The organism is Micromonospora sp. NPDC047730 (assembly GCF_043204765.1).
In the GTDB taxonomy this organism is placed as follows: Bacteria; Actinomycetota; Actinomycetes; order Mycobacteriales; family Micromonosporaceae; genus Micromonospora.
Map to the genome: position 1 here is coordinate 60,283 of NZ_JBIDCU010000017.1, position 22,633 is coordinate 82,915.

Annotated in this window: 19 protein-coding genes; 10 read left to right on the forward strand and 9 right to left on the reverse strand. The window is 75.7% G+C overall.

The features are described from left to right. Positions 1–159 precede the first annotated feature (159 nt). From ACGF5G_RS28790 to ACGF5G_RS28825, 8 genes are all read left to right on the forward strand, one after another. A complete protein-coding gene (locus tag ACGF5G_RS28790) occupies positions 160–903 on the forward strand; it encodes a metallophosphoesterase family protein (RefSeq protein ID WP_393268416.1) in 744 nt (247 codons plus the stop codon). Between the two features lie 516 nt (positions 904–1,419). Further along, the gene (locus tag ACGF5G_RS28795; RefSeq protein WP_393268417.1) at positions 1,420–2,025 is read left to right on the forward strand and encodes a TetR/AcrR family transcriptional regulator; all 606 of its coding nucleotides are present in this window, start codon (positions 1,420–1,422) and stop codon (positions 2,023–2,025) included. A gap of 38 nt (positions 2,026–2,063) precedes the next feature. Continuing rightward, positions 2,064–2,912: a TIGR03084 family metal-binding protein gene (locus tag ACGF5G_RS28800; RefSeq protein WP_393268418.1), complete on the forward strand. Its 849-nt coding sequence runs from the start codon at positions 2,064–2,066 to the stop codon at positions 2,910–2,912. Next, positions 2,909–4,738, forward strand: coding sequence for an acyclic terpene utilization AtuA family protein (locus ACGF5G_RS28805; protein ID WP_393268419.1), 1,830 nt, complete (start codon positions 2,909–2,911; stop codon positions 4,736–4,738). The genes ACGF5G_RS28800 and ACGF5G_RS28805 overlap by 4 nt, the downstream gene beginning before the upstream one ends. Then, a complete protein-coding gene (locus ACGF5G_RS28810) occupies positions 4,735–5,874 on the forward strand; it encodes an acyl-CoA dehydrogenase family protein (protein ID WP_393268421.1) in 1,140 nt (379 codons plus the stop codon). Before ACGF5G_RS28805 ends, ACGF5G_RS28810 begins: the two co-directional genes overlap by 4 nt. A 10-nt stretch (positions 5,875–5,884) precedes the next feature. Further along, the gene (locus ACGF5G_RS28815) at positions 5,885–7,486 is read left to right on the forward strand and encodes an acyl-CoA carboxylase subunit beta (protein WP_393268423.1); all 1,602 of its coding nucleotides are present in this window, start codon (positions 5,885–5,887) and stop codon (positions 7,484–7,486) included. 11 nt (positions 7,487–7,497) lie between these two features. Next, the gene (locus ACGF5G_RS28820) at positions 7,498–9,555 is read left to right on the forward strand and encodes an acetyl/propionyl/methylcrotonyl-CoA carboxylase subunit alpha (RefSeq protein WP_393268425.1); all 2,058 of its coding nucleotides are present in this window, start codon (positions 7,498–7,500) and stop codon (positions 9,553–9,555) included. A 17-nt stretch (positions 9,556–9,572) separates the two neighbouring features. Then, positions 9,573–10,763 (forward strand): acyl-CoA dehydrogenase family protein, encoded by a 1,191-nt coding sequence (locus ACGF5G_RS28825; protein WP_393268427.1) that lies wholly within the window; start codon positions 9,573–9,575, stop codon positions 10,761–10,763. A 52-nt stretch (positions 10,764–10,815) separates the two neighbouring features. Here ACGF5G_RS28825 and ACGF5G_RS28830 read toward each other — a convergent pair whose 3' ends face one another. Both ACGF5G_RS28830 and ACGF5G_RS28835 read right to left on the reverse strand, forming a co-directional pair. Next, positions 10,816–12,621, reverse strand: coding sequence for an alpha/beta hydrolase (locus ACGF5G_RS28830; RefSeq protein WP_393268428.1), 1,806 nt, complete (start codon positions 12,619–12,621; stop codon positions 10,816–10,818). 268 nt (positions 12,622–12,889) lie between these two features. Continuing rightward, complete coding sequence (locus ACGF5G_RS28835; protein ID WP_393268430.1) at positions 12,890–13,324, reverse strand: hypothetical protein; 435 nt, start codon at positions 13,322–13,324, stop codon at positions 12,890–12,892. A gap of 99 nt (positions 13,325–13,423) precedes the next feature. Between ACGF5G_RS28835 and ACGF5G_RS28840 the strand changes: the two genes are divergently transcribed. Next, positions 13,424–13,768: a hypothetical protein gene (locus ACGF5G_RS28840; protein WP_393268431.1), complete on the forward strand. Its 345-nt coding sequence runs from the start codon at positions 13,424–13,426 to the stop codon at positions 13,766–13,768. On the opposite strand, the gene ACGF5G_RS28845 is transcribed toward ACGF5G_RS28840, so the two are convergent. The 7 genes from ACGF5G_RS28845 to ACGF5G_RS28875 form a co-directional block, all read right to left on the reverse strand. Then, the gene (locus ACGF5G_RS28845) at positions 13,745–15,250 is read right to left on the reverse strand and encodes a protein kinase (protein WP_393268433.1); all 1,506 of its coding nucleotides are present in this window, start codon (positions 15,248–15,250) and stop codon (positions 13,745–13,747) included. The two genes, ACGF5G_RS28840 and ACGF5G_RS28845, sit on opposite strands and share 24 nt — an antisense overlap. 32 nt (positions 15,251–15,282) lie before the next feature. Further along, a complete protein-coding gene (locus tag ACGF5G_RS28850) occupies positions 15,283–15,753 on the reverse strand; it encodes a hypothetical protein (RefSeq protein ID WP_393268434.1) in 471 nt (156 codons plus the stop codon). Between the two features lie 138 nt (positions 15,754–15,891). Next, positions 15,892–19,482: an adenylate/guanylate cyclase domain-containing protein gene (locus ACGF5G_RS28855; protein WP_393268436.1), complete on the reverse strand. Its 3,591-nt coding sequence runs from the start codon at positions 19,480–19,482 to the stop codon at positions 15,892–15,894. Beyond that, the gene (locus ACGF5G_RS28860; protein ID WP_357696081.1) at positions 19,479–20,306 is read right to left on the reverse strand and encodes an MBL fold metallo-hydrolase; all 828 of its coding nucleotides are present in this window, start codon (positions 20,304–20,306) and stop codon (positions 19,479–19,481) included. Before ACGF5G_RS28860 ends, ACGF5G_RS28855 begins: the two co-directional genes overlap by 4 nt. A gap of 120 nt (positions 20,307–20,426) precedes the next feature. Further along, complete coding sequence (locus ACGF5G_RS28865; protein ID WP_393268440.1) at positions 20,427–20,888, reverse strand: RidA family protein; 462 nt, start codon at positions 20,886–20,888, stop codon at positions 20,427–20,429. Positions 20,889–20,964: 76 nt separating this feature from the next. Further along, complete coding sequence (locus tag ACGF5G_RS28870; RefSeq protein ID WP_013736319.1) at positions 20,965–21,120, reverse strand: DUF4177 domain-containing protein; 156 nt, start codon at positions 21,118–21,120, stop codon at positions 20,965–20,967. 46 nt (positions 21,121–21,166) lie between these two features. Next, entirely contained in the window at positions 21,167–21,655 is a 489-nt protein-coding gene (locus tag ACGF5G_RS28875; RefSeq protein ID WP_393268584.1) for a hypothetical protein, read from the reverse strand. Positions 21,656–21,966: 311 nt separating this feature from the next. Between ACGF5G_RS28875 and ACGF5G_RS28880 the strand changes: the two genes are divergently transcribed. After that, positions 21,967–22,608, forward strand: a complete 642-nt coding sequence (locus ACGF5G_RS28880; RefSeq protein ID WP_393268443.1) for a hypothetical protein — start codon at positions 21,967–21,969, stop codon at positions 22,606–22,608. Positions 22,609–22,633: the final 25 nt, after the last annotated feature.

Below are 22,633 nucleotides of genomic sequence, written 5' to 3' on the forward strand. Positions count from 1 at the left end.
CCCGGCCGTCTCGGCACCACCGGTCCGGCCCGCGGCCGGGCCGGTTCGCGTTCGGGGGTCCGCGGCCACCGGAGCCCCCGACTGCCGGTCTGCCGGTCTGCCGGTCTGCCGCGGGCAGAATCGCTGGACTCCGGCCGGGTCGGTGGGCATGGTGGAGCGATGCTGGACCGCGTCGCCGTCCTCTCCGACATCCACGGGGTGCTGCCCGCGCTGGAGGCCGTGCTGGCCGAGCCGGACGTCGCCGCCGCCGACCTGATCGTGCTCACCGGCGACATCGCCGCCGGACCACAGCCGGTCGAGGTGCTCGACCTGCTCGCCGGCCTCGGCGACCGGGTCTGCTGGGTGCGCGGCAACGCCGACCGCGAGCTGGTCGAGGCGCGCGCGGGCCGCAAGTCGCCGATCGACGTCTCGAACTGGGCCGCCGAGCAGCTCCGCGCCGACCACCTCGCCCGGCTGGCGGCGTTGCCGCTGACGGTGACCCTGGAGGTCGCCGGCCTGGGTCCGGTGCTCTTCTGCCACGCCACGCCCCGCGACGACGAGGAGGTCGTGCTCGTCGACTCCCGGATGGAGCGCTGGGCGGAGGTGCTCGCCGGGGTGCCGACCGAGGTGGGGACGGTGGTCTGCGGACACACCCACATGCCGTTCACCCGGCTGGCCGACCGGCGGCTGATCGTCAACCCGGGCAGCATCGGGATGCCCTACGGCGGCCCCGGCGCCTTCTGGGCACTGCTCGGGCCCGGGGTGCACCTGCGCCGCACCCGTTTCGACGTGGACGCCGCCTGTGCCCGGGTGGCCGCCGAGTCGGGCTTCCCCGACGCCGCCGAGTGGGCGGACGAGTACCTGCGCTCCCGACACAGCGACGCCGACGCGCTCGCGGTGTTCGCCCCCCGCGACGGCCGCTGAGCAGTCCGGCCCGTCGACCCGCCGCATGGCCGACGGGCCGGCAGGGGCACGCCGTCGGCCAGGTTGCCCTTGAACCAGTTACCCGGCGCCGCGACGTTCGGGCGCAGACCTGCGGGATTCCTCGTCGCTCCCTGTCGAGTTGCCCCATCCATGCGACCAACGGCACAGCGGGCCAGCGGGCCAGCGGGCCAGCGGGCAGCAGGGCAGCGGGCCTACGGCCAGCGGTCCAACAGGCCGACAGCAGCGGCAGCGGGCCGGCGGGCTGACAGCAGCGGCAGCGAACCGTGCCCCATCCGTGGGGGCAGCTCGACAGCGTCCGGAGGACTGGTCCTCGTCAGGGTCGGCCCGGCTCCGAGAGCTGCCGGACAGGCCAGACCCTGGCGGCGGTCCCAGCCGGCGGGCCGGCGAGTACCGGCCCGCCACCGGCCGCCAGCCACCGGCCACCGGCCGCCAGCCGCCAGCCGCACAGAAAAAGTCAGTCTTGACTGTTTGTTTCGGTGGCGGCACGCTGTCCCCGTGCCCGCCGCATCGACCCGCGTCCCTCAACAGGAGCGCAGCCGCGCCACCCAGGCCCGGCTGCTGGAGGCGACCGTCGAGTGCCTGGTTGAGCACGGCTGGGCCGGCACCACCACCACCGTCGTGGCGGCCCGCGCCGGCGTCTCGCGCGGCGCCCAGCTCCACCACTACCCCACCAAGGCCGCGCTGGTCACCGCCGCCGTCGCGCACCTCACCGAACGCCGGGCCGAGGAGCTACGCAGCGAAGCCGAGGCGCTGCCGCCCGGCCCACAGCGCCTCGACCGGGTGATCGACCTGCTCGGGGCGGCCTTCACCGGCCCGCTCTTCGTCGCCGCCCTCGAACTGTGGGTCGCCGCGCGCACCGACCGGGAGCTGCGCGAGGCCCTGCTGCCGCTGGAGGCCCGGGTCGGCCGCGAGATGCACCGACTCACCGTCGCGCTGCTCGACGTGGACGAGCGCCGCCCGGGCGTACGGGAGGCGGTGCAGGCGACCCTGGACCTGCTCCGCGGGCTGGGCGTGGCCAACCTGCTCAGCGACGACTCGTCCCGCCGCACCGCCCTGTTGCACACCTGGAAGCGCCAGCTCGCCGCCCTGCTCACGCCCTGACCGCCGCCCTGACCGGCCCGTCCCGCACCGGAGGCACCATGGTCGACCTGAAGGACCTGCTCGCGGAGCTGGCCGACGAGGCCGAGCAGCTGGACGGCCTGGTGGACGGCCTGTCACCAGGCGACTGGGCGCGGCCCACCCCGGCACCCGGCTGGAGCATCGGCCATCAGATCGCCCACCTCGCCTGGACCGACCAGGTGGCGCTGCTCGCCGCCACCGACCCCGAGGTGTTCTTCGCGTCCGTGGCCGCCGCTCCCGACCCGGCGCGGCTCGTCGATGCCGGCGCGGAGGAGTTCCTCGCCCCGCCGACCGAGCTGCTGCCCCGCTGGCGTGCCGGCCGGGCCGCGCTCGCCGCCGCACTGGCCGGGATGCCGGCGGGCGGGAGGCTGCCCTGGTTCGGCACCCGGATGTCGCCCGCCTCGATGGCCACCGCCCGGATCATGGAGACGTGGGCGCACGGTGCTGACGTGGCGGACGCGCTCGGCGTCGTCCGCCCCGCCACGGCCCGGCTGCGGCACGTCGCGCACCTCGGCTTCCGCACCCTCGGCCACAGCTTCGCCGCCCACGGCCGGCCGGTGCCGGCAGCGCCGGTGCGGATCGAGCTGACCGCGCCCGACGGCGGCACCTGGACGTACGGGCCGGCCGGGGCCGCCGACCGGGTAACCGGCCCGGCGCTCGACTTCTGCCTGCTGGTCACCCAGCGCCGGCACCGCGCCGACCTGGCCCTGGCGGCGACCGGCCCGGTCGCCGACGAGTGGCTGGACGTCGCGCAGGCCTTCGCCGGCCCGCCCGGCCCCGGCCGCCCGCCACAGGCCGAGGGAGCCGGCGCGACGGGCACCGACGCGGGCGCGGCGGCCGGCACGGGCACGGCGGTGGTGCCGGCATGAGCGGAGTGCTACGCGTCGGCAACGCCTCCGGCTTCTACGGGGACCGGTTCAGCGCGTGGCGGGAGATGCTCGACGGCGGCGAACTCGACGTGCTGACCGGCGACTACCTGGCCGAACTGACCATGCTGATCCTCGGCCGCGACCGGCTGCGCGACCCGTCCCTCGGCTACGCGAAGACCTTCCTCCGCCAACTCGAGGGGTGCCTCGGCACCGCCCTGGACCGGGGCGTGCGGATCGTCACCAACGCCGGCGGGCTGAACCCGGCCGGCCTGGCCGCCGCGATCGGATCGCTCGCCGACCGGCTCGGCCTGACCGTGCGCGTCGGCCACGTCGAGGGCGACGCCCTCCCGCGCCCGGACGCGCTGACGGCCAACGCCTACCTCGGGGCGTACGGCATCGCCACCTGCCTGGACGGCGGGGCCGACGTGGTGGTCACGGGCCGGGTCACCGACGCGTCCCTGGTGGTCGGGCCGGCCATCGCCCGGTTCGGCTGGGGGCGCGACGACCTGGACGCGCTGGCCGGGGCGACCGTCGCCGGCCACCTCGTCGAGTGCGGGGCGCAGGTGACCGGGGGGAACTTCAGCTTCTTCACCGAGCTGCCCGACGGCGGGCACCGCCCCGGCTTCCCGATCGCGGAGCTGCACCCGGACGGCTCCTGCGTGATCACCAAGCACCCCGGCACCGGCGGCGCCGTCACCGTGGAGACCGTCACCGCCCAACTGCTGTACGAGGTCGGCGGGCCGGCCTACCTCGGGCCGGACGTCGTGGCCCGGCTCGACACGGTCGAGCTGAGCGCCGCCGGGCCGGACCGGGTGCGGGTGAGCGGCGTCCGGGGCGCCCCGCCGCCGGACACCCTGAAGGTGGGCGTCAACAACCTCGGCGGCTTCCGCAACTCGATGACCTTCGTCCTCTGCGGGCTCGACATCCCCGCCAAGGCGGCCCTGGTCCGGGGCCAGATCGAGGAGGCGGTCGGCACGGAGGGGCTGCAGTTCACCCTGGCCCGCACCGACCACCCCGACGCCACCGACACCGAGGCGGCCAGCGCGCTGCTGCACGTACACCTGCGGGACGGCGACAGGGCGCGGGCCGGGCGGGCCTTCTCGGCGGCCGCGGTGGAACTGGCCCTGGCCTCCTACCCGGGCTGCACGCTGACGACGCTGCCCGGCGACGCGACGCCCTACGGGGTGTTCACCGCCGACACCGTGCCGCAGGACGCGGTGCCGCACGTCGCGGTGCTGCCCTCCGGGGAGCGGCTGCCCGTCCCGCCGCCGCCCCGCACCGTCGGCGCGCCCGACGGGCCGGCGCCCGTCGCCGACCACATGAACGCCGGCCTGCCCGCCGTCGACCCGGAACGACCCAGCCGCACCTCACCCCCGCCCCTGTCGGCCGACCCGGCAGCGGCCGGTGACCGACGCGGGGCCGGCCCGGGGCGGCCCGTCGCGCCCGCCGACCGACCGGCCCGGCGCGCGCCGCTCGGCGAGTTGGTCGGGGCCCGCTCCGGCGACAAGGGCGGCAACGCCAACCTCGGCGTCTGGGCCCGCACCGACGCGACGTGGTCGTGGCTGCGCGGCTGGCTCACCGAGGCCCGCCTGCGCGAGCTGCTGCCGGAGACCGCCCCGCTGGCCGTGGAGCGGTACGAGCTGCCGAACCTGCGGGCGGTCAACTTCGTCGTCCGGGGGCTGCTCGGGCAGGGGGTGACCGCCTCCACCCGGTTCGACCCGCAGGCCAAGGCGCTCGGCGAGCTGATCCGCTCCCGGGTCGTCGACCTGCCGGCGGACCTCGCGCCCGGGGCGGCCGGCACGACCACCACCCAGGAGGAGCCGTGACCATCGTCGACACCCCGGAACGGCGGCAGCTCCGGGAGCTGACCAGGGCCTTCGTCACGCGGGAGGTGCTGCCGCACCTCGACGACTGGGAGCGGGCCGGCGAGGTGCCCCGCTCGCTGCACGAGACGGCCGCGAAGATCGGCCTGCTCGGCGTCGGTTTCCCGGAGGCGGTCGGCGGCAGCGGCGGCGACCTGCTCGACTCGATCATCGTCACCGAGGAGGTGATCCGCTCCGGCGGCTCGTCCGGGCTGATCGCCGCGCTGTTCACCCACGGCATCGCGCTGCCGCACATGGTGGCCTCCGGTGACGGCGAGCTGATCGACCGGTACGTCCGGCCGACGCTGGCCGGGACGATGATCGGCGCGCTGGCGATCACCGAGCCGGACGGCGGCTCGGACGTGGCGGCCGTCCGCACCTGCGCACGGCGGGACGGCGACCACTACGTGGTCAACGGGTCGAAGACCTACATCACCAGCGGGGTCCGCTCCGACTTCGTGACCACCGCCGTCTGCACCGACTTCCCCGGATCCGGGTCGCTCAGCCTGCTGGTGATCGAGAAGGGCACCCCGGGCTTCACCGTGGGCCGGCGGCTGGAGAAGCTGGGCTGGCACTGCTCGGACACGGCCGAGTTGTCCTTCGTGGACGTGCGGGTGCCGGTCGCCAACCGGATCGGCCCCGAGGACACCGCCTTCCTGGCGATCATGCAGAACTTCGCCAGCGAGCGGCTGTCGCTGGCGACCCAGGCGTACGCGACCGCGCAGCGCTGCGTCGAGCTGGCCGCCCGCTGGTGCCGGGACCGGTCCACGTTCGGCCGTCCCCTGGCGAGCCGGCAGCTCGTCCGGCACCGGCTGGCCGAGATGCACACCCGCAGCGAGGCGGCGCGGGCGTACGTGCACCAGGTGGCGGCGCGGGTGGCGGCCGGCGAGCCGGTGGTGACCGAGGTGGCGATGGCGAAGAACATCGCCGTGGCGGCCTGCGCCGAGGTGGTCGACCAGGCGCTCCAACTGCACGGCGGCTACGGCTACCTGCGCGACGCCGAGGTGGAGCGGCACTACCGGGACTCGCGGATCCTCGGCATCGGCGGCGGCACCACCGAGATCATGAACGAGATCATCGCGAAGGGCATGGGCCTGTGAGGGAGGCTCTGTGACGACGCTGCGGAGCGCGGTCGACCCGTCCTCACGCGACTACCGGGCCAACCGGGAGGCCCTGCTGGAGCGCCTCGCCGAGCTGGAGGCCGCCCTCGACCAGGCCCGGGCCGGCGGCGGGGAGAAGTACGTGACCCGCCACCACCGGCGGGGCAAGCTGCTGCCCCGGGAACGGATCGAGCTGCTGCTCGACCGGGACAGCCCGTTCCTGGAGCTGTCCCCGGTGGCGGCGTACGGCACCGACTTCCCCGTCGGGGCGAGCGTGGTGACCGGCATCGGGGTGGTCGAGGGCGTCGAGTGCCTCGTCGTCGCGAACGACCCGACGGTACGCGGCGGCGCGGTGAACCCGTGGTCCCTCGCGAAGACCCGCCGGGCCGGCGAGATCGCCCTGGCCAACCGGCTGCCGATGGTGAACCTGGTCGAGTCGGCCGGCGCCGACCTGCCCACCCAGGCGGAGATCTTCATCCCGGGCGGCCGGGTGTTCCGCGACCTGACCCGGCTCTCGGCGGCGAAGATCCCCACGGTCAGCGTGGTCTTCGGCAACGCCACCGCCGGGGGCGCGTACGTGCCGGGGATGTCCGACCACGTGATCATGATCCGGGACCGGTCGCAGGTCTACCTGGCCGGGCCGCCGCTGGTGAAGATGGCCACCGGCGAGGTCACCGACGACGAGTCCCTCGGCGGGGCGGCCATGCACGCCACCACGTCCGGCCTGGCCGACTTCCTCGCCGCCGACGAGCGGGACGGCATCCGGCTGGCCCGGCAGTGCGTACGCCGGCTCAACTGGCGCAAGCAGGGGCCACCGCCGCGAAACCCGTTCCCGCCGCCCCCGAGGTACGACCCGGAGGAGCTGCTCGGCATCGCCAGCGCCGACCTGAAGGTGCCGTTCGACCCGCGCGAGGTGCTGGCCCGGGTGCTCGACGACAGCGCCTTCGACGAGTTCAAACCCAACTACGGCACCGCCCTGGTCACGGGCTGGGGCGAGCTGCACGGGTGGCCGGTCGGGGTGCTGGCCAACGCGCGGGGCGTGCTGTTCAGCGAGGAGGCGCAGAAGGCGGCGCAGTTCATCCAGCTCGCCAACGCCGCCGACACCCCGCTGGTCTTCCTCCAGAACACCACCGGCTACATGGTGGGCACCGAGTACGAGCAGCGCGGCATCATCAAGCACGGCGCCCTCATGATCAACGCGGTGTCGAACTCGACCGTGCCGCACCTGACGGTGAACCTCGGCGCCTCCTACGGCGCCGGCAACTACGGCATGTGCGGCCGGGCGTACGAGCCACGGTTCCTGTTCACCTGGCCGAACGCCAGGTCGGCCGTGATGGGGCCGGCGCAGCTCGCCGGCGTGCTGTCCATCGTGGCCCGGCAGGCCGCCGCCGCCCGGGGCCGGGACTACGACGAGGAGTCCGACGCCGCGATGCGGATGATGGTCGAGCAGCAGATCGAGTCCCAGTCCGGCGCGCTCTTCCTCTCCGGCCGGCTCTACGACGACGGGGTTATCGACCCCCGGGACACCCGTACCGTCCTCGGGCTCTGCCTGTCGGCGATCCACAACGCACCGGTGCGGGGCGCCGACGGCTTCGGCGTCTTCCGGATGTAGGGAGCGCGCTCATGATCACCCGACTCCTCGTGGCCAACCGGGGCGAGATCGCCCGCCGGGTCTTCGCCACCTGCCGGGCGCTCGGCATCGGGACGGTGGCCGTGCACTCCGACGCCGACGCCGACGCGCCGTTCGTCGCCGAGGCCGACCACGCCGTCCGGCTGCCCGGGAACACGCCCGCCGAGACGTACCTGCGGACGGACCTGATCCTCGACGCGGCCCGGAAGGCCGGTGCGGACACGGTCCACCCCGGCTACGGCTTTCTCGCCGAGAGTGCCGGGTTCGCCACGGCGGTGACCGACGCGGGGCTGACCTGGGTCGGCCCGCCGGCCAAGGCAATCGCCGCCATGGGCGACAAGGTGGCGGCCAAGGCCCTGCTCGCCGAGGCGGGCGTGCCGATGCTGCCGACCTGGACCGACGCCGACGAGATCGCGGACTTCCCGGTGCTGGTCAAGGCGTCGGCCGGCGGCGGCGGGCGCGGCATGCGCGTCGTCCGCGACCCCGCCGCGCTGGCCGAGGCCGTCGCCTCCGCGCGCCGCGAGGCGGCGGCGGCGTTCGGCGACGGCACGGTCTTCGTCGAGCGGTACGTCGAGCGGGGCCGGCACGTCGAGGTGCAGATCTTCGGCGACACGCACGGAACGGTGGTCGCCCTCGGCGTGCGGGACTGCTCGATCCAACGCCGCCACCAGAAGATCGTCGAGGAGGCCCCCGGAGTCGTTCCCGCCGAGGTGCGGCAGCGGCTGCACGAGGCGGCGACGGCCGCCGGCCGGGCGGTCGACTACGTCGGCGCCGGCACGGTCGAGTTCCTGCTCGCGCCCGACGGGGAGATCTACTTCCTGGAGATGAACACCCGCCTCCAGGTCGAGCACCCGGTCACCGAGCTGACCACCGGCCTGGACCTGGTCCGGCTGCAACTGCTCGTCGCCGAGGGCGAGCCGCTGCCGGTGGCGGCGACCCCGCCGGCACAGGGCCACGCGATCGAGGTACGCCTCTGCGCCGAGGACCCCGCACAGGGGTACCGGCCGGCGACCGGCACCCTGCACCGGCTCGCCCTGCCCGGCGTGGCGGCCGAGTTCGGGCCGCTGGCCGGGCCGGGCCTGCGGCTGGACTCGGGCGTGGTCGACGGCTCCGTGGTGGGCGTCCACTACGACTCGATGCTCGCCAAGGTGATCGCCTGGGCGCCCACCCGCGCCGAGGCGGCCCGGGCGCTGGCCGGCGCGCTGGCCCGCGCCGAGTTGCACGGGGTGGTCACCAACCGGGACCTGCTGGTCCGTGTCCTGCGCAGCCGGGAGTTCGCCGCCGTCGACGTCGACACCGGTTTCCTGGACCGGCACCCCGAGGTCTTCGCCCCGCTGCTGCCCGCCGATCAGCTCCCCCTGGTCGCGCTGGCGGCGGCCCTCGCCTCGGCCGCCGCCCGCTGCGCCTCGGCTCCGGTGCTGGCCGGGCTCCCCTCGGGCTGGCGCAACGTGCCGGCGTTCCCGCAGTTCACCCGCTTCACCGGCCCCGACGGCGAGATCGAGGTCCGCTACCGCCTGGACCGCTCGGGCGGCCTCGCCGAGTGGTCGGTGTCGCCGGGCACCGGCTCCACCGCCCGCGCCGGTGGGCCGACCCCGGACGGAGCGGCCCCGTCAGGCGGGCCGGCGTCGAACGGGTCGGCCCCGGCAGACGGGCCGACGCCGGTGGTGAGCCTGGTCGAGGCCGCCCCCGACCGGGTGGTGCTCGGCGCCGACGGCGTGCGGCGGGCCTACCGCGTACGCCGGGCCGGGTCGGCGGTCTTCGTGGACGGCCCGGACGGGGCGGCGGGCCTGGCCGAGCTGCCGCGCTTCCCGGAGCCCACCACGGAGCTGGCGGCCGGGTCGCTGGTCGCGCCGCTGCCCGGCGCGGTGACCCGGGTGCACGCCGAGGTCGGCCAGCGGGTGGCGGCCGGCGACCTGCTGCTGACTCTGGAGGCGATGAAGCTCGAACATCCCGTGCTCGCCCCGACCGACGGTGTGGTCGCCGAGCTGCCGGTGCCCGCCGGCGGGCAGGTCGACACGGGCACCGTGCTGGCCGTGGTCGACCCCGAGTGATCCTGGAGGGCCCTGCGATGAACTTCGACCTCACCCCCGAGCAGGAGCAGCTCCGCGACGCGGTCCGCGCGCTGGGCCGGCGGTACGGCCACGACTACTTCGTCACCCGGGCCAAGGCCGGCCAGCACACCACCGAGCTGTGGGACGAGGCCGGCCGGCTGGGCTACCTGGGGGTCAACGTGCCCACCGGGTACGGCGGCGGCGGGGGCGGGATCACCGAGCTGGCCATCGTCTGCGAGGAGCTGGCGGCGGCCGGCTGCCCGCTGCTGCTGCTCGTGGTCTCCCCCGCCATCGCCGCCACGGTGATCGCCAGGCACGGCACCGAGGAGCAGCGCAGGCGCTACCTGCCCGGCTTCGCCGACGGCTCGCTGAAGGTGGTCTTCGCGATCACCGAGCCGGAGGCCGGGTCGAACTTCCACCGGCTGGGCACGGTGGCCCGCCGCGACGGCGACGACTGGTTGGTCTCCGGCCGCAAGTGCTACGTCTCCGGCGTCGACGAGGCGTCGTACGTGCTGGTGGTGGCGCGGGTCGCTGTCGAAGACGGCCAAGCCGGCGCAGGGGACGCGGCTCCGCAGAAACTGAAACCGGCGCTGTTCATGGTGCCCACCGACGCGCCGGGGCTGACCCGGTCCAAGCTGGACATGGAGATCGTGTCCCCGGAGAACCAGTTCCTGCTCTACCTCGACGACGTGCGGGTGCCCGCCGACGCGCTGGTCGGCGAGTCCCTGGACGCCGGCCTGCCGGCGTTGTTCGCCGGGCTCAACCCGGAGCGGATCACGGTCGCCGCGATGGGCGCCGGCACCGGCCGGTACGCCATCGAGCGGGCCTCGGAGTACACCGCCGCCCGCAAGGTCTGGGGCGGCCGGAGCATCGGCTCGCACCAGGGCGTCGCGCACCCGTTGGCGCACGCGGCCGTGCAGGTCGAGCTGGCCCGGCTGATGATCTACAAGGCGGCCACCCTCTACGACGCCGGCCGGGACCTGGAGGCCGGGGTGGCCGGCAACATGGCCAAGTACGCGGCCGGGGAGGCGGCGGCGCTGGCCGTCGACACCGCCGTCCAGGTGCACGGCGGGGCCGGCATGACCACCGAGTACGGGGTGGCGACGCTGCTCGGCGCGGTGCGGGCCGGCCGAATCGCCCCGGTCAGCCGGGAGATGATCCTCAACTTCGTCGCCCAGCACGTCCTCGGCCAGGACAAGTCGTACTGACGGTGGGGCCGGGGTACGGCGGGCGCCCGATCGCCCGCCGTACCCCGGGTCCTCAGCGGATGGTCAGCGAACCGACCGCCGGCAGCGGCGCGACCACCGGCGGGAGCCGCTTCGGCTCGCCCCGGCCCGGCACGCCCGCGGCCGCGAGGGCACTCTTCGACGACTCCGCCCGCCGCGTCGCCCCCGGGTTCTGGGGCGGCTCGGCGAACGGCTGGACGTCGCCCGTGCAGACCGTGCCCTTCGCCGGCAGCGTGCCCCGGACCAGGTAGGCGTCCACCGCGCCGGTCACGCAGGCCGAGGTCCCGTACGCGGTGTGCCCCCAGCTGTCGCTGCTCAGCAGGCGGCTGTTCGGCAACAGCCTGGCCGCGCCGACCGCGCCCCGGTAGTTGGTCGACGGATCCCAGTAGTTGCCGACCACCAGCACCGGCGCGGCGGTGCGCCGGTTGAACGGGCCCAGGTAGGCGTCCTCGTCCCGCACCGTCCACGTCTGCCGGGCGCAGGGCGAGCTGCCCCAGGTCCACAGCCGCCCGAAGTACGGGTCCCGCCTGTCGGCCTTCGCCGCCAGCGCCGGGAACGAGGCGGCGTCCGCCGGGTGGTAGGCGTCGGTGCAGTCCACCCCGAGGAACGTCTCCAGCCCGTTGTCGTACGGGAAGTCGTACCGGCGGGCCTGCTCGCGGGCCGTGGCGGCGCGCCGGACCACGTCGGCGCGCGCCTGCTGGCGGGCGGTCGCGCCCGACGCCGGGTCGGTGAGCACCAGCAGCTCGGCGGTGAGGCCGACGACCTGGTCGTAGCCGGCGGGGCTGTAGAGCGCGCCCAGGGTGGCGGAGACGAAGTCGGCGTAGCTGACGCGGACGAGGCCCAGGTCGGGATCCTCGATCACCAGCGGCTTGGCCCGCAGCCGCTGCGCCACCAGCTCGAACGACGCGAGGGGGTCGCCCTGGGCCAGCGGGCAGACCTCCGCGCCGGCCCTGTCGCAGCGCACGAGGATCTCCCGCAGCGCCTTGTACGCGCCCTGCGCGCTGCGCAGCCGGTCCTCCTGCGACAGCGTGCGCGCCCTGCCCCGGCCGACCCAGGCGTCCGCGTCGAGCACCCCGTCGATGGCCAGGGCACGGACCCGGTCCGGGAACATGTTGGCGTAGTACTGGCCGAGCGCGCTGCCGTAGCTGAAGCCGAGGTAGGTCAGCTTCGGGTCACCGACGGCGCGGCGCAGCACGTCCATGTCCCGGGCGACCTCGGCGGTCGACATCGCGCCGGTGAGCGGCCGGCCCGTGCTGGAGCAGCCCTTCCCGACGGCCTTCGACGACGCGACGTACGCCTTCTCCTCGGCCCGCGTCAACGGGAACGCCACGTTGAGCCCGGCGTAGGCCCGGGTCTGCTCCTTGACCGACGGGAAGCACCTGACCTGCTCGCTCGCGCCGACGCCGCGCGGATCCACGCCGACGATGTCGAACCGGTCGAGCACCTCGTCACCGAGGAAGTACGGCGCGGCGAGCGCGACGTCGGTGCCGGAGCCGCCGGGCCCGCCCGGGTTCAGGAAGAGGCTGCCGATCCTGCGCTGCTGGTCGCGGGCCTTCACCCGCAGCACGGCGATCTCGGTCGTCGGGCCGTTCGGCCTGTCGTAGTCCAACGGGAGCCGGACGGTGGCGCACTCGGCGTAGTCGTAGCAGGCGTACCAGTCCAGGTCGGGCGTGGGCACCCGGTCGACCCGGCGTGCCTCCTCGGGGCTGGTCCGGTCGGTGGTGGCCGGGCGACCCCAGCCGGTCGGGGACGGTGCGGCGGCGGCGGGCGCGACCGCCGATCCGGCGAGGATGACGCCGGCGATACCGGCGGCGGCGAGGGACCGGGTTCGTCGTGGCATGTGGACCCTTCCGGTGGACGACAGGACGGGTCGGGGCGAGGCCCGACCCTTCGCACTCTAGGGATCGCGGGCGATGAATACCGCCCGAAGAGGGGCCGCATATCCGACAATCCGTCGAACCGGTGTAACGAGTTCCCGACGACCGACGCTGTTCTCGCCCGACCCGGCGGACGGCCACAACTCCCACGGACCGGGCCCAACCGCACCGGCGGGCTCGACCGCACCGGCGGGCCCGACCGCACCGGGCCCAGCCGCCCGGCAGGTCCGGCTAGTCGATGCCGGCCATCCAGGCGGGCGTGGACGCGTCCGGCTCGCCCGGCACGTGGTCGTCCACCACCCGCCAGCCGTCGGGCCCCTCACGGAGCAGCAGGAAGCCGACGACCTCGCTGGACGGGGCTCCCACGCCGTAGACGTCGCCACCGTCCACAGTGGCCACCTTGATCGCACAGACCGCATCCGGGTCGGGTTTCGCCTGCGCGCACTGCCCCACGTAGCGGGCCCCGGAGGCGGCCGAGAGGTGGCGGGCCACCGCCTGGTCCACGCTGGCGAACCCACCGCCGCCCGGGGACGACGCCTCGGGCGTGGTGGTGCCCCCGGCGGTCGGCGTCGGCCCGGTCACCGTCTCGGGTGGACGGTCGGGCCCGCAGGCGGCCAGCGCGCCCGACACCAGCACGGCGGCGACGATTCGGCAGAACCGGGACACCGGCGCTCCTCTCTCCGGGAAACGACCTGCACCGGAGATCATCGCACCGGCGGTGGCGTCTCCGGTTGACAGCGGCCCCCGGGTGGACATGCTGGACGGGTGAGGTTTCCCAGACCCGACGCGCGGACGAAGGCGGTCGTCGCGGCGCTGGCTGCGGTCTCGCTGCTGGCGGCGCTGGTCGTGCGTGGTCGTCAGGATCTCCTCGGAGTGGCCCTGGCGCTGCTCTGCGTCCTGATGGTGATGATCGCGGCGGTGTCGGTGGCGGCGGCCCGCCAGGAGGGCGGGCGGCGACCGGCGGTCACGCCGACCGTCCCCGGGCAGCCGGCGGGCGGCCTGTACGGCATCGACGCCGACACGCTGGAGACGCTGGACGGCCGGGAGGCGGTCCGCGCGATGCGGGAGCGCCACCGAGGGCGCGGCTCAGCGACCGGTGAGGGTGGGTGACGCGAGCGCGTCCAGCCCGCGCCCGGCCAGGCAGCGGTACGTCCGGTCGGCGTCGACCGTCGGGGGCAGCACCTCCAGGTTCCAGCCGTCGGCGTGGCCCATCCCGCTGGTGAGCCGGAAGGTGGTCTCGTTGCAGACCCGGCGCACCGCCGGGGCCTCGCTGACCCGGGTGTGGTCCGCGCCGACCAGGGTGTCGGGGAGCCTGCCCTCGGCGTAGCTCTCCCAGGTGTGGTCGCCGTCGCAGGACACCCGGGCCGCCCTGGCCCGCGCGCCGCGCACCTCCATCGGCCCGAAGCACTCCAGCTCGTCGGCGCAGCCCGCCCCGTCGGGCAACCCGGTGGCCGCGGCGCAGGCGGGCAGCACCCCGCTCGTCGCGGCCACGTCAGCCGTCGGGGACGGGGCCGGGGTGGCCGCCGGGCCGGCGAGCCAGGCGCCGGCGCTGGCCGAGGCGGCCAGCGCGACCATCCCGGCGCCGCCGAGGAACCAGCGCCGCCGACGCCGCCGGTCGGAGGTGGGCACCGTCGGGTGCATGTCCTCCACCGGCGGCCGGGGCGCGGGCCGGGTCGTGCGGCCGGCGGTGTACGGGCCGGAGGCGGCGGGACCGCCGCTGACCGGGGAGCCCGGCGCCGGCGCGCCGCCGACCGGCGGGCCGGCCGGGTCGAGCGGCAGGCCGACCAGCAGGTCGCGCAGCTCGACGGCCGACGGGCGCTCCCCCGGGTCGTTGGACATGCCGACCCGGAGCACGTCGATCAGCTCGTCCGGCACGCCGGGCAGGCCGGGAACCGGCTGGTGGAACATCTCCAGCACCGTCACCAGGCTGGGATTGCGCTCGGACTGCCAGCGCGGTGGGCGCCCGTGCATGACCGCGTAGAGGGTCGCGCAGAGGGCGTAGACGTCGACGGCGGGAGACGGCGGCGCGTGGTTGAACATCTCCGGCGGCGCGTACGCCGGGGTGAGCACCTCCAGGGCGACCGAGGCGTCACGCATCTCGGCCACCACGGCCAGCCCGAAGTCGGCCAGCACCGCCGAGTTGAAGTGCGAGTAGAGGATGTTCGCCGGCTTGACGTCGCGGTGCAGCACGCCGGCCGCGTGCGAGTGGGCGACCGCGTCGGCGATCTTGACGCCGAGGTCGCGGGCCTCGGCCGGCCCGAGCGGCGACGTCCGCATCCGCTCCGCGTACGAGCCGTCGCAGAGCTCCATGATTAGGTAGGGGTGCTGGTCGACCGTGACCCCGACGTCGAAGAGGTCCACCACGTGCGGGTGGGACGACATCCGCCCGGCGGCCCGCGCCTCGCGCAGGAACCGGGCCTGGTCCCGTTCGCTGTCCAGGGTGCGATTCTCCACCTTGACCGCGACCTCGCGCCCCACCGAGATCTGGGTCGCCTTGTAGATGGTCGCGTAGCCTCCCCGGGCGAATACCCTCAAATCAGTCAGACCGGGCACAATGGGCAACGGCAGGGCACCGGGCGGGGTCGCGGTCACAGTTCTAGAAAATACCCAACCGGACGGGCTGCTCAGTGCACCGCGTCGGGGGCCGGGGCGGCACCAGCGGAAAGACGGCTCCCACCCCCGCCGGCCACCGGGCCCGCGCGCCGTGCGTCCCACCAGAGCCCGGCGGCGGTCGCCACCGCGCCGAGGCCCTCCCAGGCGGCCACCCCGAAGAACCGGCCGGGCGCGATGTCCGCCAGCACCGCGATGGCGAACACGGTGAACGTGACCAGCCGGAACACCACCGTGAAGCGGTAGAACGGGCGCCACTCGGTCGCGGTGGCGAGCAGGTAGTAGACCCCCATGTTGAACGAGGCCATCGAGGACGCCAGGAGGAAGGTGCCGGTGTGGTCACCGGCGGCGCGGGTCGCCGGCACCTCGAAGCCGAGCAGGCGCAGCAGCGCCTCGGGCCAGAGCAGCCCGACCACGCCCATGAGCAGGGCCAGCACGCCGAAGACCGCGATCGTCCATCCCGCGGCCGAACGCGGCAACCTCATCCCGGCCCCTCCCAGACCCGGCGCGGTCGACATCGGACCGCCCCTCCGGCCTGACACGCTAGCGGCCACCCCCGACATGCCACATCACCGGAACCGCCAGACCTGCCCGGGCCGGGGCCCCGCCGAGCCGGCCAGGGGTCAGCCGGTGGCGAGGCGGGCGCGGAGGGCGTCGGCGGCGGCGCGCTCGCTGCGCTGCTCGGTCCCGTACGCCAGGCGCACCGCCTCCTCGGCGGCGGCCAGCGCCTCCGCCGGCCGGCCGCACGCGGCCAGCGCCTCGGCGAGCACCATCGCGCCGACCACCTGGCTGCGCACGTCCTCCGCCGGGGCGGCGACCGCCCGCCGGGCCCAGTCCAGCGCCTGCTCGCGCTGGCCGTGGGCGAGCAGCGCGGCGGCGTACCGGGCCATCGTCTGGCGGCGGGAGAAGAGCAGCGAGGGCACGGTCGCGGCGACGGTGGCGACCGGGGCGAGCAGCCCGACCGCGGTGGCGGAGTCGCCCGCGGCCAGCCGGGCGGTGGCCAGCAGCACCCGGGGCGCCACCTGGGCGGGCGCCTGCGGGTTGTGCGGCTCGACGGCGGTCAGCACCGAGCGGGCGGCGCGTTCGGCCGTGTCGTAGTCGCCCATGTCCAGCGCCACGAACCCCCGCAGCGTGCCGGCCATGCCGGTGAGCAGCGGGTGCGACGTCCGATGGGCGTACCGCAGCGCGTCGGTGAGCAGGTCGGCGGCGTGTTCCGGCTCGCCCAGCCCGCGCGCCACCACCCCCCGGACGACCAGCGCGAAGCCCTGCCCCCAGTCGTCGGAGGCGGCGGCGAACTCCCGGTACGCGCGGCGGGCCCCCCGGTCCGCCTCGCCCAGCTCGCCCAGCTCGGCGGTCGCGTACGCCTCCACCGCCCGCAGCGTGCCCACCGCCCACGCCTCGCCGACCCGCTCGCCGAACGGCAGGAAGACCCGCGCCATCCGGCACGCCTCCCGCAGCCGGCCCGCCAGCAGCCGGGCGAACGCGGTGGTACCCCGCAGCCACGCCCGCCCGTACGGGTCCTTCAGCTCGGCGAAGAGGCGGGCGGCCCGGCCGAGCACCGCGTCGGTCCCGGCGAAGTCGCCCCGGGTGGTGGTGACCCAGGCCAGGTTCTGCAACGACCACGCCTGCCCCCGGCGGTCCTGCGCCTGGCGGCTCACCTGGTACGAGGCGGCGAGCCGGCTGCTCGCCTGCCCCAGCCGCCCGGCGATGAAGTCGGCCATGCCGAGGCGGCGCATCGCCGAGGCACGCAGGGTCGGCAGGCCGCCGTCGGTGGCCACCTGCAACGCCTCCTGCCAGCAGGCCGCCGACCGCGCCTGGTCGCCCATGGTCTGGTGGGCCTGCCCGGCGAGCAGCAGCGCGCTGGCCCGGACGGCCGACTCGTCGCCGGCGTTGGCCGCGATCTTCTCGGCGGAGGCGAGCGCGTCGGCGGGCCGGCCGATCTGGAGCAGCGCCCGGGCGTGCACCACCCGGTCGGCCGCCGGCACCCCGTCGCGGGCCAGCTCGGCGGCGCGTTCGGCGTACTCCACGGCGAGCGCGGGCTCGCCCGCCTGCAGCGACCGGCGGGCGGCCCCGCCGAGCGCGGCGACGCCCAGCGGGACGACGGTCCGCGCCGGGGCGTCCGGCCGCAGCCCGACCGCGTCGGCCAGCGCGGCGGCCCGCTCCACGTGCTGGGCCACGAAGACGTCCCGGGCCGCCCCGGTGAAGCCGCCCGGCGCGCCCGCCCCTGCCGGCGGGTCGGTCGCGGCCCAGCGGGCCAGCGCCGCGTGCCGCTCGGCCAGCTCGGCCTTGCTCACCCCGGCGTACGCGGCCTCCCGCATCAGCGGGGTGGCGAAGGCGTACCCGGTGCGGGTGCGGTGCAGCATCCGGCGTTGCAGCAGCTCCTCGACGGCCCGCTCCAGCTCGACGGCGACCACCGCCGCCGGGCGGCCGTCCCGGCCGGCCCGCTGCTCGCGCAGCGCCTCCAGCGCCCCGGCCGGCACGGTGTCGCCGACCACGGCCGCGTCCCGCAGCACCGAGCGGGCGTCGACGGGCAGCGCGTCGATACGCGCGGCGAGCACCGCGGCCAGGTCGCGGGAGAGCAGGCGGCTGCCGAGCGAGCCGGGCACCAGCCGCCAGGCCCCCGGGCTCGGGGCGTTCCGGTCGGCGACGGCGGTCAGGGCGCCCCGCTCCATCAGCAGGGTGACCAGCTCGGCCAGGTAGAACGGGTTGCCCTGGGCGGTGGCGAGCAGCCGGTCGGTGTCGGCCTGCGGCAGCCTGCCCCCGCCGAGATAGCTGGTGAGCAGCCGGGCCGCGTCGGCGCCGCGCAGCGGCGGCAGCGCGTGCACCTCGGCCTCCGACACCCGGGTCAGCGCGCCGGCGGTGCGTACCAGCTCGGGCCGGCCGAGCAGCAGCACCAGCGCCGGGCCGGCGAGCCGGGACAGGGCGAGCCCGAGCGCCCGGATGGTCTCCGCGGTCGCGTCGTGCAGGTCGTCGACGACGACCACCAGGGGCGCCTCCGCGGCGAGGGCGCTGAGCAGGTCCGCGACGGCGTTCGGCACGGCGTCGGCGTCGGCGGGCTGCTGGGGGTTGGTCCACTCGCCCTGGTCGGCCGGGCCGCCGCCGGGCAGTTCGGCGTAGCCGAGCAGGGCCATCAACTGGTCGGTGGCGACCGGGGCCGGGTCGCCACCCGCACGGCCGAGGCGCTGGTTGAGCCGGCGCAGCCGCTCCTCGACGGCCGGGCGGGTCAGCGCGGTGGCGGCGTCGTTGGGCAGGCCGACCGCCGCCCGGACCAGGTCGGCCAGGGGCGCGAGCCGGCGCCGCTCACCGAACGCGGCGCAGCGCACCGACAGCACCCGGGCGCCGGTGTGCGCGGCGTACCGGCCGGCGCCCACGTCGTAGCCGGCGGCGAGGCGTTCCACCTCGGCGGCGAACCGGGACTTGCCGAGCCCCGCCTCGGCGGTCATCAGGAGCACCCGGGGCTCGCCGCGGTCGATCACCTCGGCCAGCCGGCCGGCGACCCGGCCGATCTCGGTCTCCCGGCCGACGAACGGGGCCTCGTCACCGAGGCCGGACCGGGTGCCCGGCGCGTCCAGGAGGCCCAGCAGCTCGTACGCCTCGACCGGCTCGCGCTTGCCCTTGAGCCGCAGCGGTCGCAGCGCGCGCCAGGAGGCGACGTGCCGGGTGGCCGCGGAGGTGCGGGCCCCGGCGTAGACCGCGCCGACGGCGGCGGCGTCGGCCAGCCGGGCGGCGGTGTTCACGGTGTCGCCGATGACCGTGTACTCGATCGCGGCCTGGATGCCGGCGATCACGTCGCCGGTGTTCAGCCCGACCCGCAGGCCGAGCGGCGCGCCGCCGCCCCGCTCGTCGTCGAGCACCCGGCGGACCGCCCGCTGCATGGACAGCGCGGCGCGGACCGCCCGCTCGGCGTCGTCCTCGTGCGCCACCGGCGCGCCGAAGACCGCCATGATCCCGTCGCCGGTGAGCTTGTCGACGTGCCCGCCGAAGGTCTTGACCGCGCCGGCCAGGGCGGCGAGCACCCGGTCGGTGACCGCGCCGACCCGTTCCGGGTCGAGGTCCTCGGACCAGGAGGTGAAGTCCGACAGGTCGCCGAAGAGCACGGTGACCACGCGGCGCTCGGCGGCCGGCAGCGTCGCGGCGGCCGGCAGGGCGGCCCCGCAGTTGTGGCAGAACCGGGCGCCGGGGACGGCTACGGTTCCGCACACCGGGCAGGTCACGCTTGCTCCAACCCCGCGGCGCCCGCGCCGGATTCCCGCCCGAGGTGTTCCAGTTGGGCCCGCACCGACCACTCGGCCGCCCACCACAGCGACCGGTCGACGTCCGCGTAGACCTTCGCGACCACCTCCGCGGCGGTGGTGGCCCCCTCGGCGACCGCCGCCCGGACCTGGTCGAGCCGGGCCCGGCGGTGGGCGAGGTAGAACTCCGCGGCGGCGGCGCAGTCGGCCAGCGCCGGGCCGTGCCCCGGCAGCGCCGGGATCCCCCGGTACGTCGAGAGCAACTCCAGGCTGGCCAGGTAGTCCCCGAGGTGCCCGTCGGGGTGGGCGACCACGGTGGTGCCCCGGCCCAGGATGGTGTCACCGGTGAGCACGACCCGCTCGTCGCCGTGCGCGACGACGAAGCAGACCGAGTCGCCGGTGTGGCCGGGGGTCGGCACGAGCCGGATGTCCAGGCCGGGGCCGCCGAGGCCGTCGCCGGGCGTGGTCAGCGGCTCCCCGCCGAGGGTGTGCGCCGGGTCGGCCGCGCGCACGGGCACCCCGTCGAGCAGGTCGCGCAGGCGGGGCGAGCCCTCGGTGTGGTCCGGGTGGCCGTGGGTGATCAGCACCAACCCGATCGGCCCCCGCGCGGCGATCGCGGCCAGGTGCTCCTCGTCGGCCGGGCCCGGGTCGACGACGACGGCGTGCTCCTGGCCGGGGGCGCGCAGCAGCCAGGTGTTGGTGCCGTCGAGCGTCATCGGCCCCGGGTTCGGGGCACGCAGCAGCGTCACCCAACCCGGCAGCTGGTCGGCGAGCGCCGCTGCCGGCGCGGTGAAGTGCCCGGTCATGGCTGCGATCGTACGGCCCCCGCCGCCACTCCCCGCGATCTTGCAGTTTCCGCCCGGGATACGTCCCACTTCACGGCTTTTGCCGGGGCGGTCAGTGCAAGATCGCGGGGCGGGCGCGGGTCAGGCGACCTCGACGATGACCTCGACCTCGACCGGGGCGTCGAGGGGGAGTTCGGCGACGCCGACGGCGGCGCGGGCGTGGCGGCCGGCCTCACCGAATACCGCGCCGAACAGGTCGGAGGCACCATTGATCACGCCGGGAACGGCGGTGAAGCCGGGGGCGGCGGCGACGAAGCCGGTCACCTTGACGACCTTGACGACGTTCTCCAGGCCGACCAGCGAGTCGATCGCGGCCAGCGCGTTGAGCGCGCACCGCTCGGCCAGGTCCTTCGCCTGCTCGGCGGAGACGCCGGCGCCGACCTTGCCGGTGGCGAGCAGCTTCCCCTCCGCCATCGGCAGCTGCCCGGAGACGTAGACGTGCTGCCCGGACTGCACGGCCGGCACGTAGCTGGCCACGGGCGGGACCACCTCGGGCAGCGTGTGCCCGAGCTCGGCGAGCTTCCCGTGCGGACCGTTGCTCATGCCGCCACCTCGCTCCGCTCGGCGGCGCCCCGAGGCACCGACACGCTGATCCCGATGATTCGCTCGCTCCGCTCGCTCATGCCTTCGGCCGCTTCAGGTAGGCGACGAGCTGCTCCGGGTTCGGGCCGGGAACCACGGAGACGAGTTCCCACCCGTCCTCACCCCAGTTGTCGAGGATCTGCTTGGTCGCGTGGACCAGCAGCGGGACCGTGGCGTATTCCCACTTCTGCATCGGTGGAGGGCTCCCTCTGATGGAGTACGACTCTTCGACGCACAGCCTACGGTCCGGCGGACGGTCGGGGCGCGGGACGCTGCTCCGGGGCGGTGGGCACTTCCCCGCAGGGGCCACTGTGCTCGTACGGCTGCGGGCAGCGGGACCGGTCCGGCAGCAGCAGGTCGCAGAAGACCCGGTGCCGGTTGTTCTGGTCGTCCGCGGTGGACACGGTCGTCTCGCCCGCGTCCAGTTCCGGCAGGAAGCTCAGTGACGTGGCGACGGTGCCGGCCAGCGCGGTGGCCGCCGCCAGGTCGGCGACCCGGATCGGCAGGTGGATGACGTACCCGGGCTCCTCCTCGTCCCGGCCGCGCCCGCCGGGCCGGCCGGCCGTGCGTACCGCCTCGACGGGCGGGGCGAACCGCCGGTACGACCGCTCGTTGATCGGCAGGCCGCCGGCCACGCCCTCGGTCTCGCCGGAGGAACCGGCCCCGGTCCGCCAGGCCCGGTCACCCGCCGGGAACTGTGCTCGGGGGATCTTGTCCACGTCGCGCATGCCTTGCCTCCGGACGTCGTACCTGGTCACGTCATCGCCTTGCGGGCCGGGCCCCGGTGCCCGGCCTTTCCCCCGCGCCGGTGAGAACGTAGGACCGGAGGAAGAGTCCCGCCAACAGGACGCGCACGCCCGGTCACGCCGAGTCACATATGCGACACATCCCTGGTCAGGAACGAGCCCCCACCTGCCGCCCCACGAAACCGGCCGACCGACCGCTACCCTTCCCGTCGGACGGGCGCTCGCCGGCTCGCCGCCAGCTCGATCACACTCGTCGCCGGGGCAGGCGACGACGTCGCACCCCGGGGGAAGAGATGACCCAACCACCCAGCGGCGGCCCCACCGGATCGCCGGCCGGCCAGCCGGACGTCCCGGCCGCTCCCGGCGCCGCCGTGCCGCCCACGCCGGCAGCAGCCCCGAACCCGTCGGTCCCGCCGCCCCCGGCCGGGTACCCGCCGGTCCCGCCGCCCCCGGCCGGATACCCGCCGTACCAGCCGCCCGCCGCACCGACGAAGAAGAAGCGCGGCGTGCTGATCGCCGCCATCGCCCTGGCCGTGATCCTGCTGCTCTGCGCCGGCGGCGGCGTCGTCACCTTCCTGACGCTGCGCAACGCCGAGAGCGGCGAGGGCGCCAAGGAGCCGGCGGTCGCCGTGGAGCAGTTCCTCACCGCCGTCTACAAGGACCGCGACGCGGGCAGGGCGGCCGCCCTGGTCTGCTCCTCGTCCCGGGACGAGGAGAAGATCGCCGCCAAGGTCGCCGAGGTCGAGAAGTACGTCTCGGCCCACCAGAACCTGCGGTTCCGGTGGAGCAGCCCGAAGGTGGACGACCAGACCGGCGACCGCGCCACGGTCACCACCAAGGTCACCATGACCACCGCCGACGAGAAGGTCGCCGACCAGGACCTGCGGTTCACCGTGGTGAAGAAGACGGGTTGGTGGGTCTGCGAGGTCGCCTGAGCCCGGCCGCTGGATAGGCTCGACG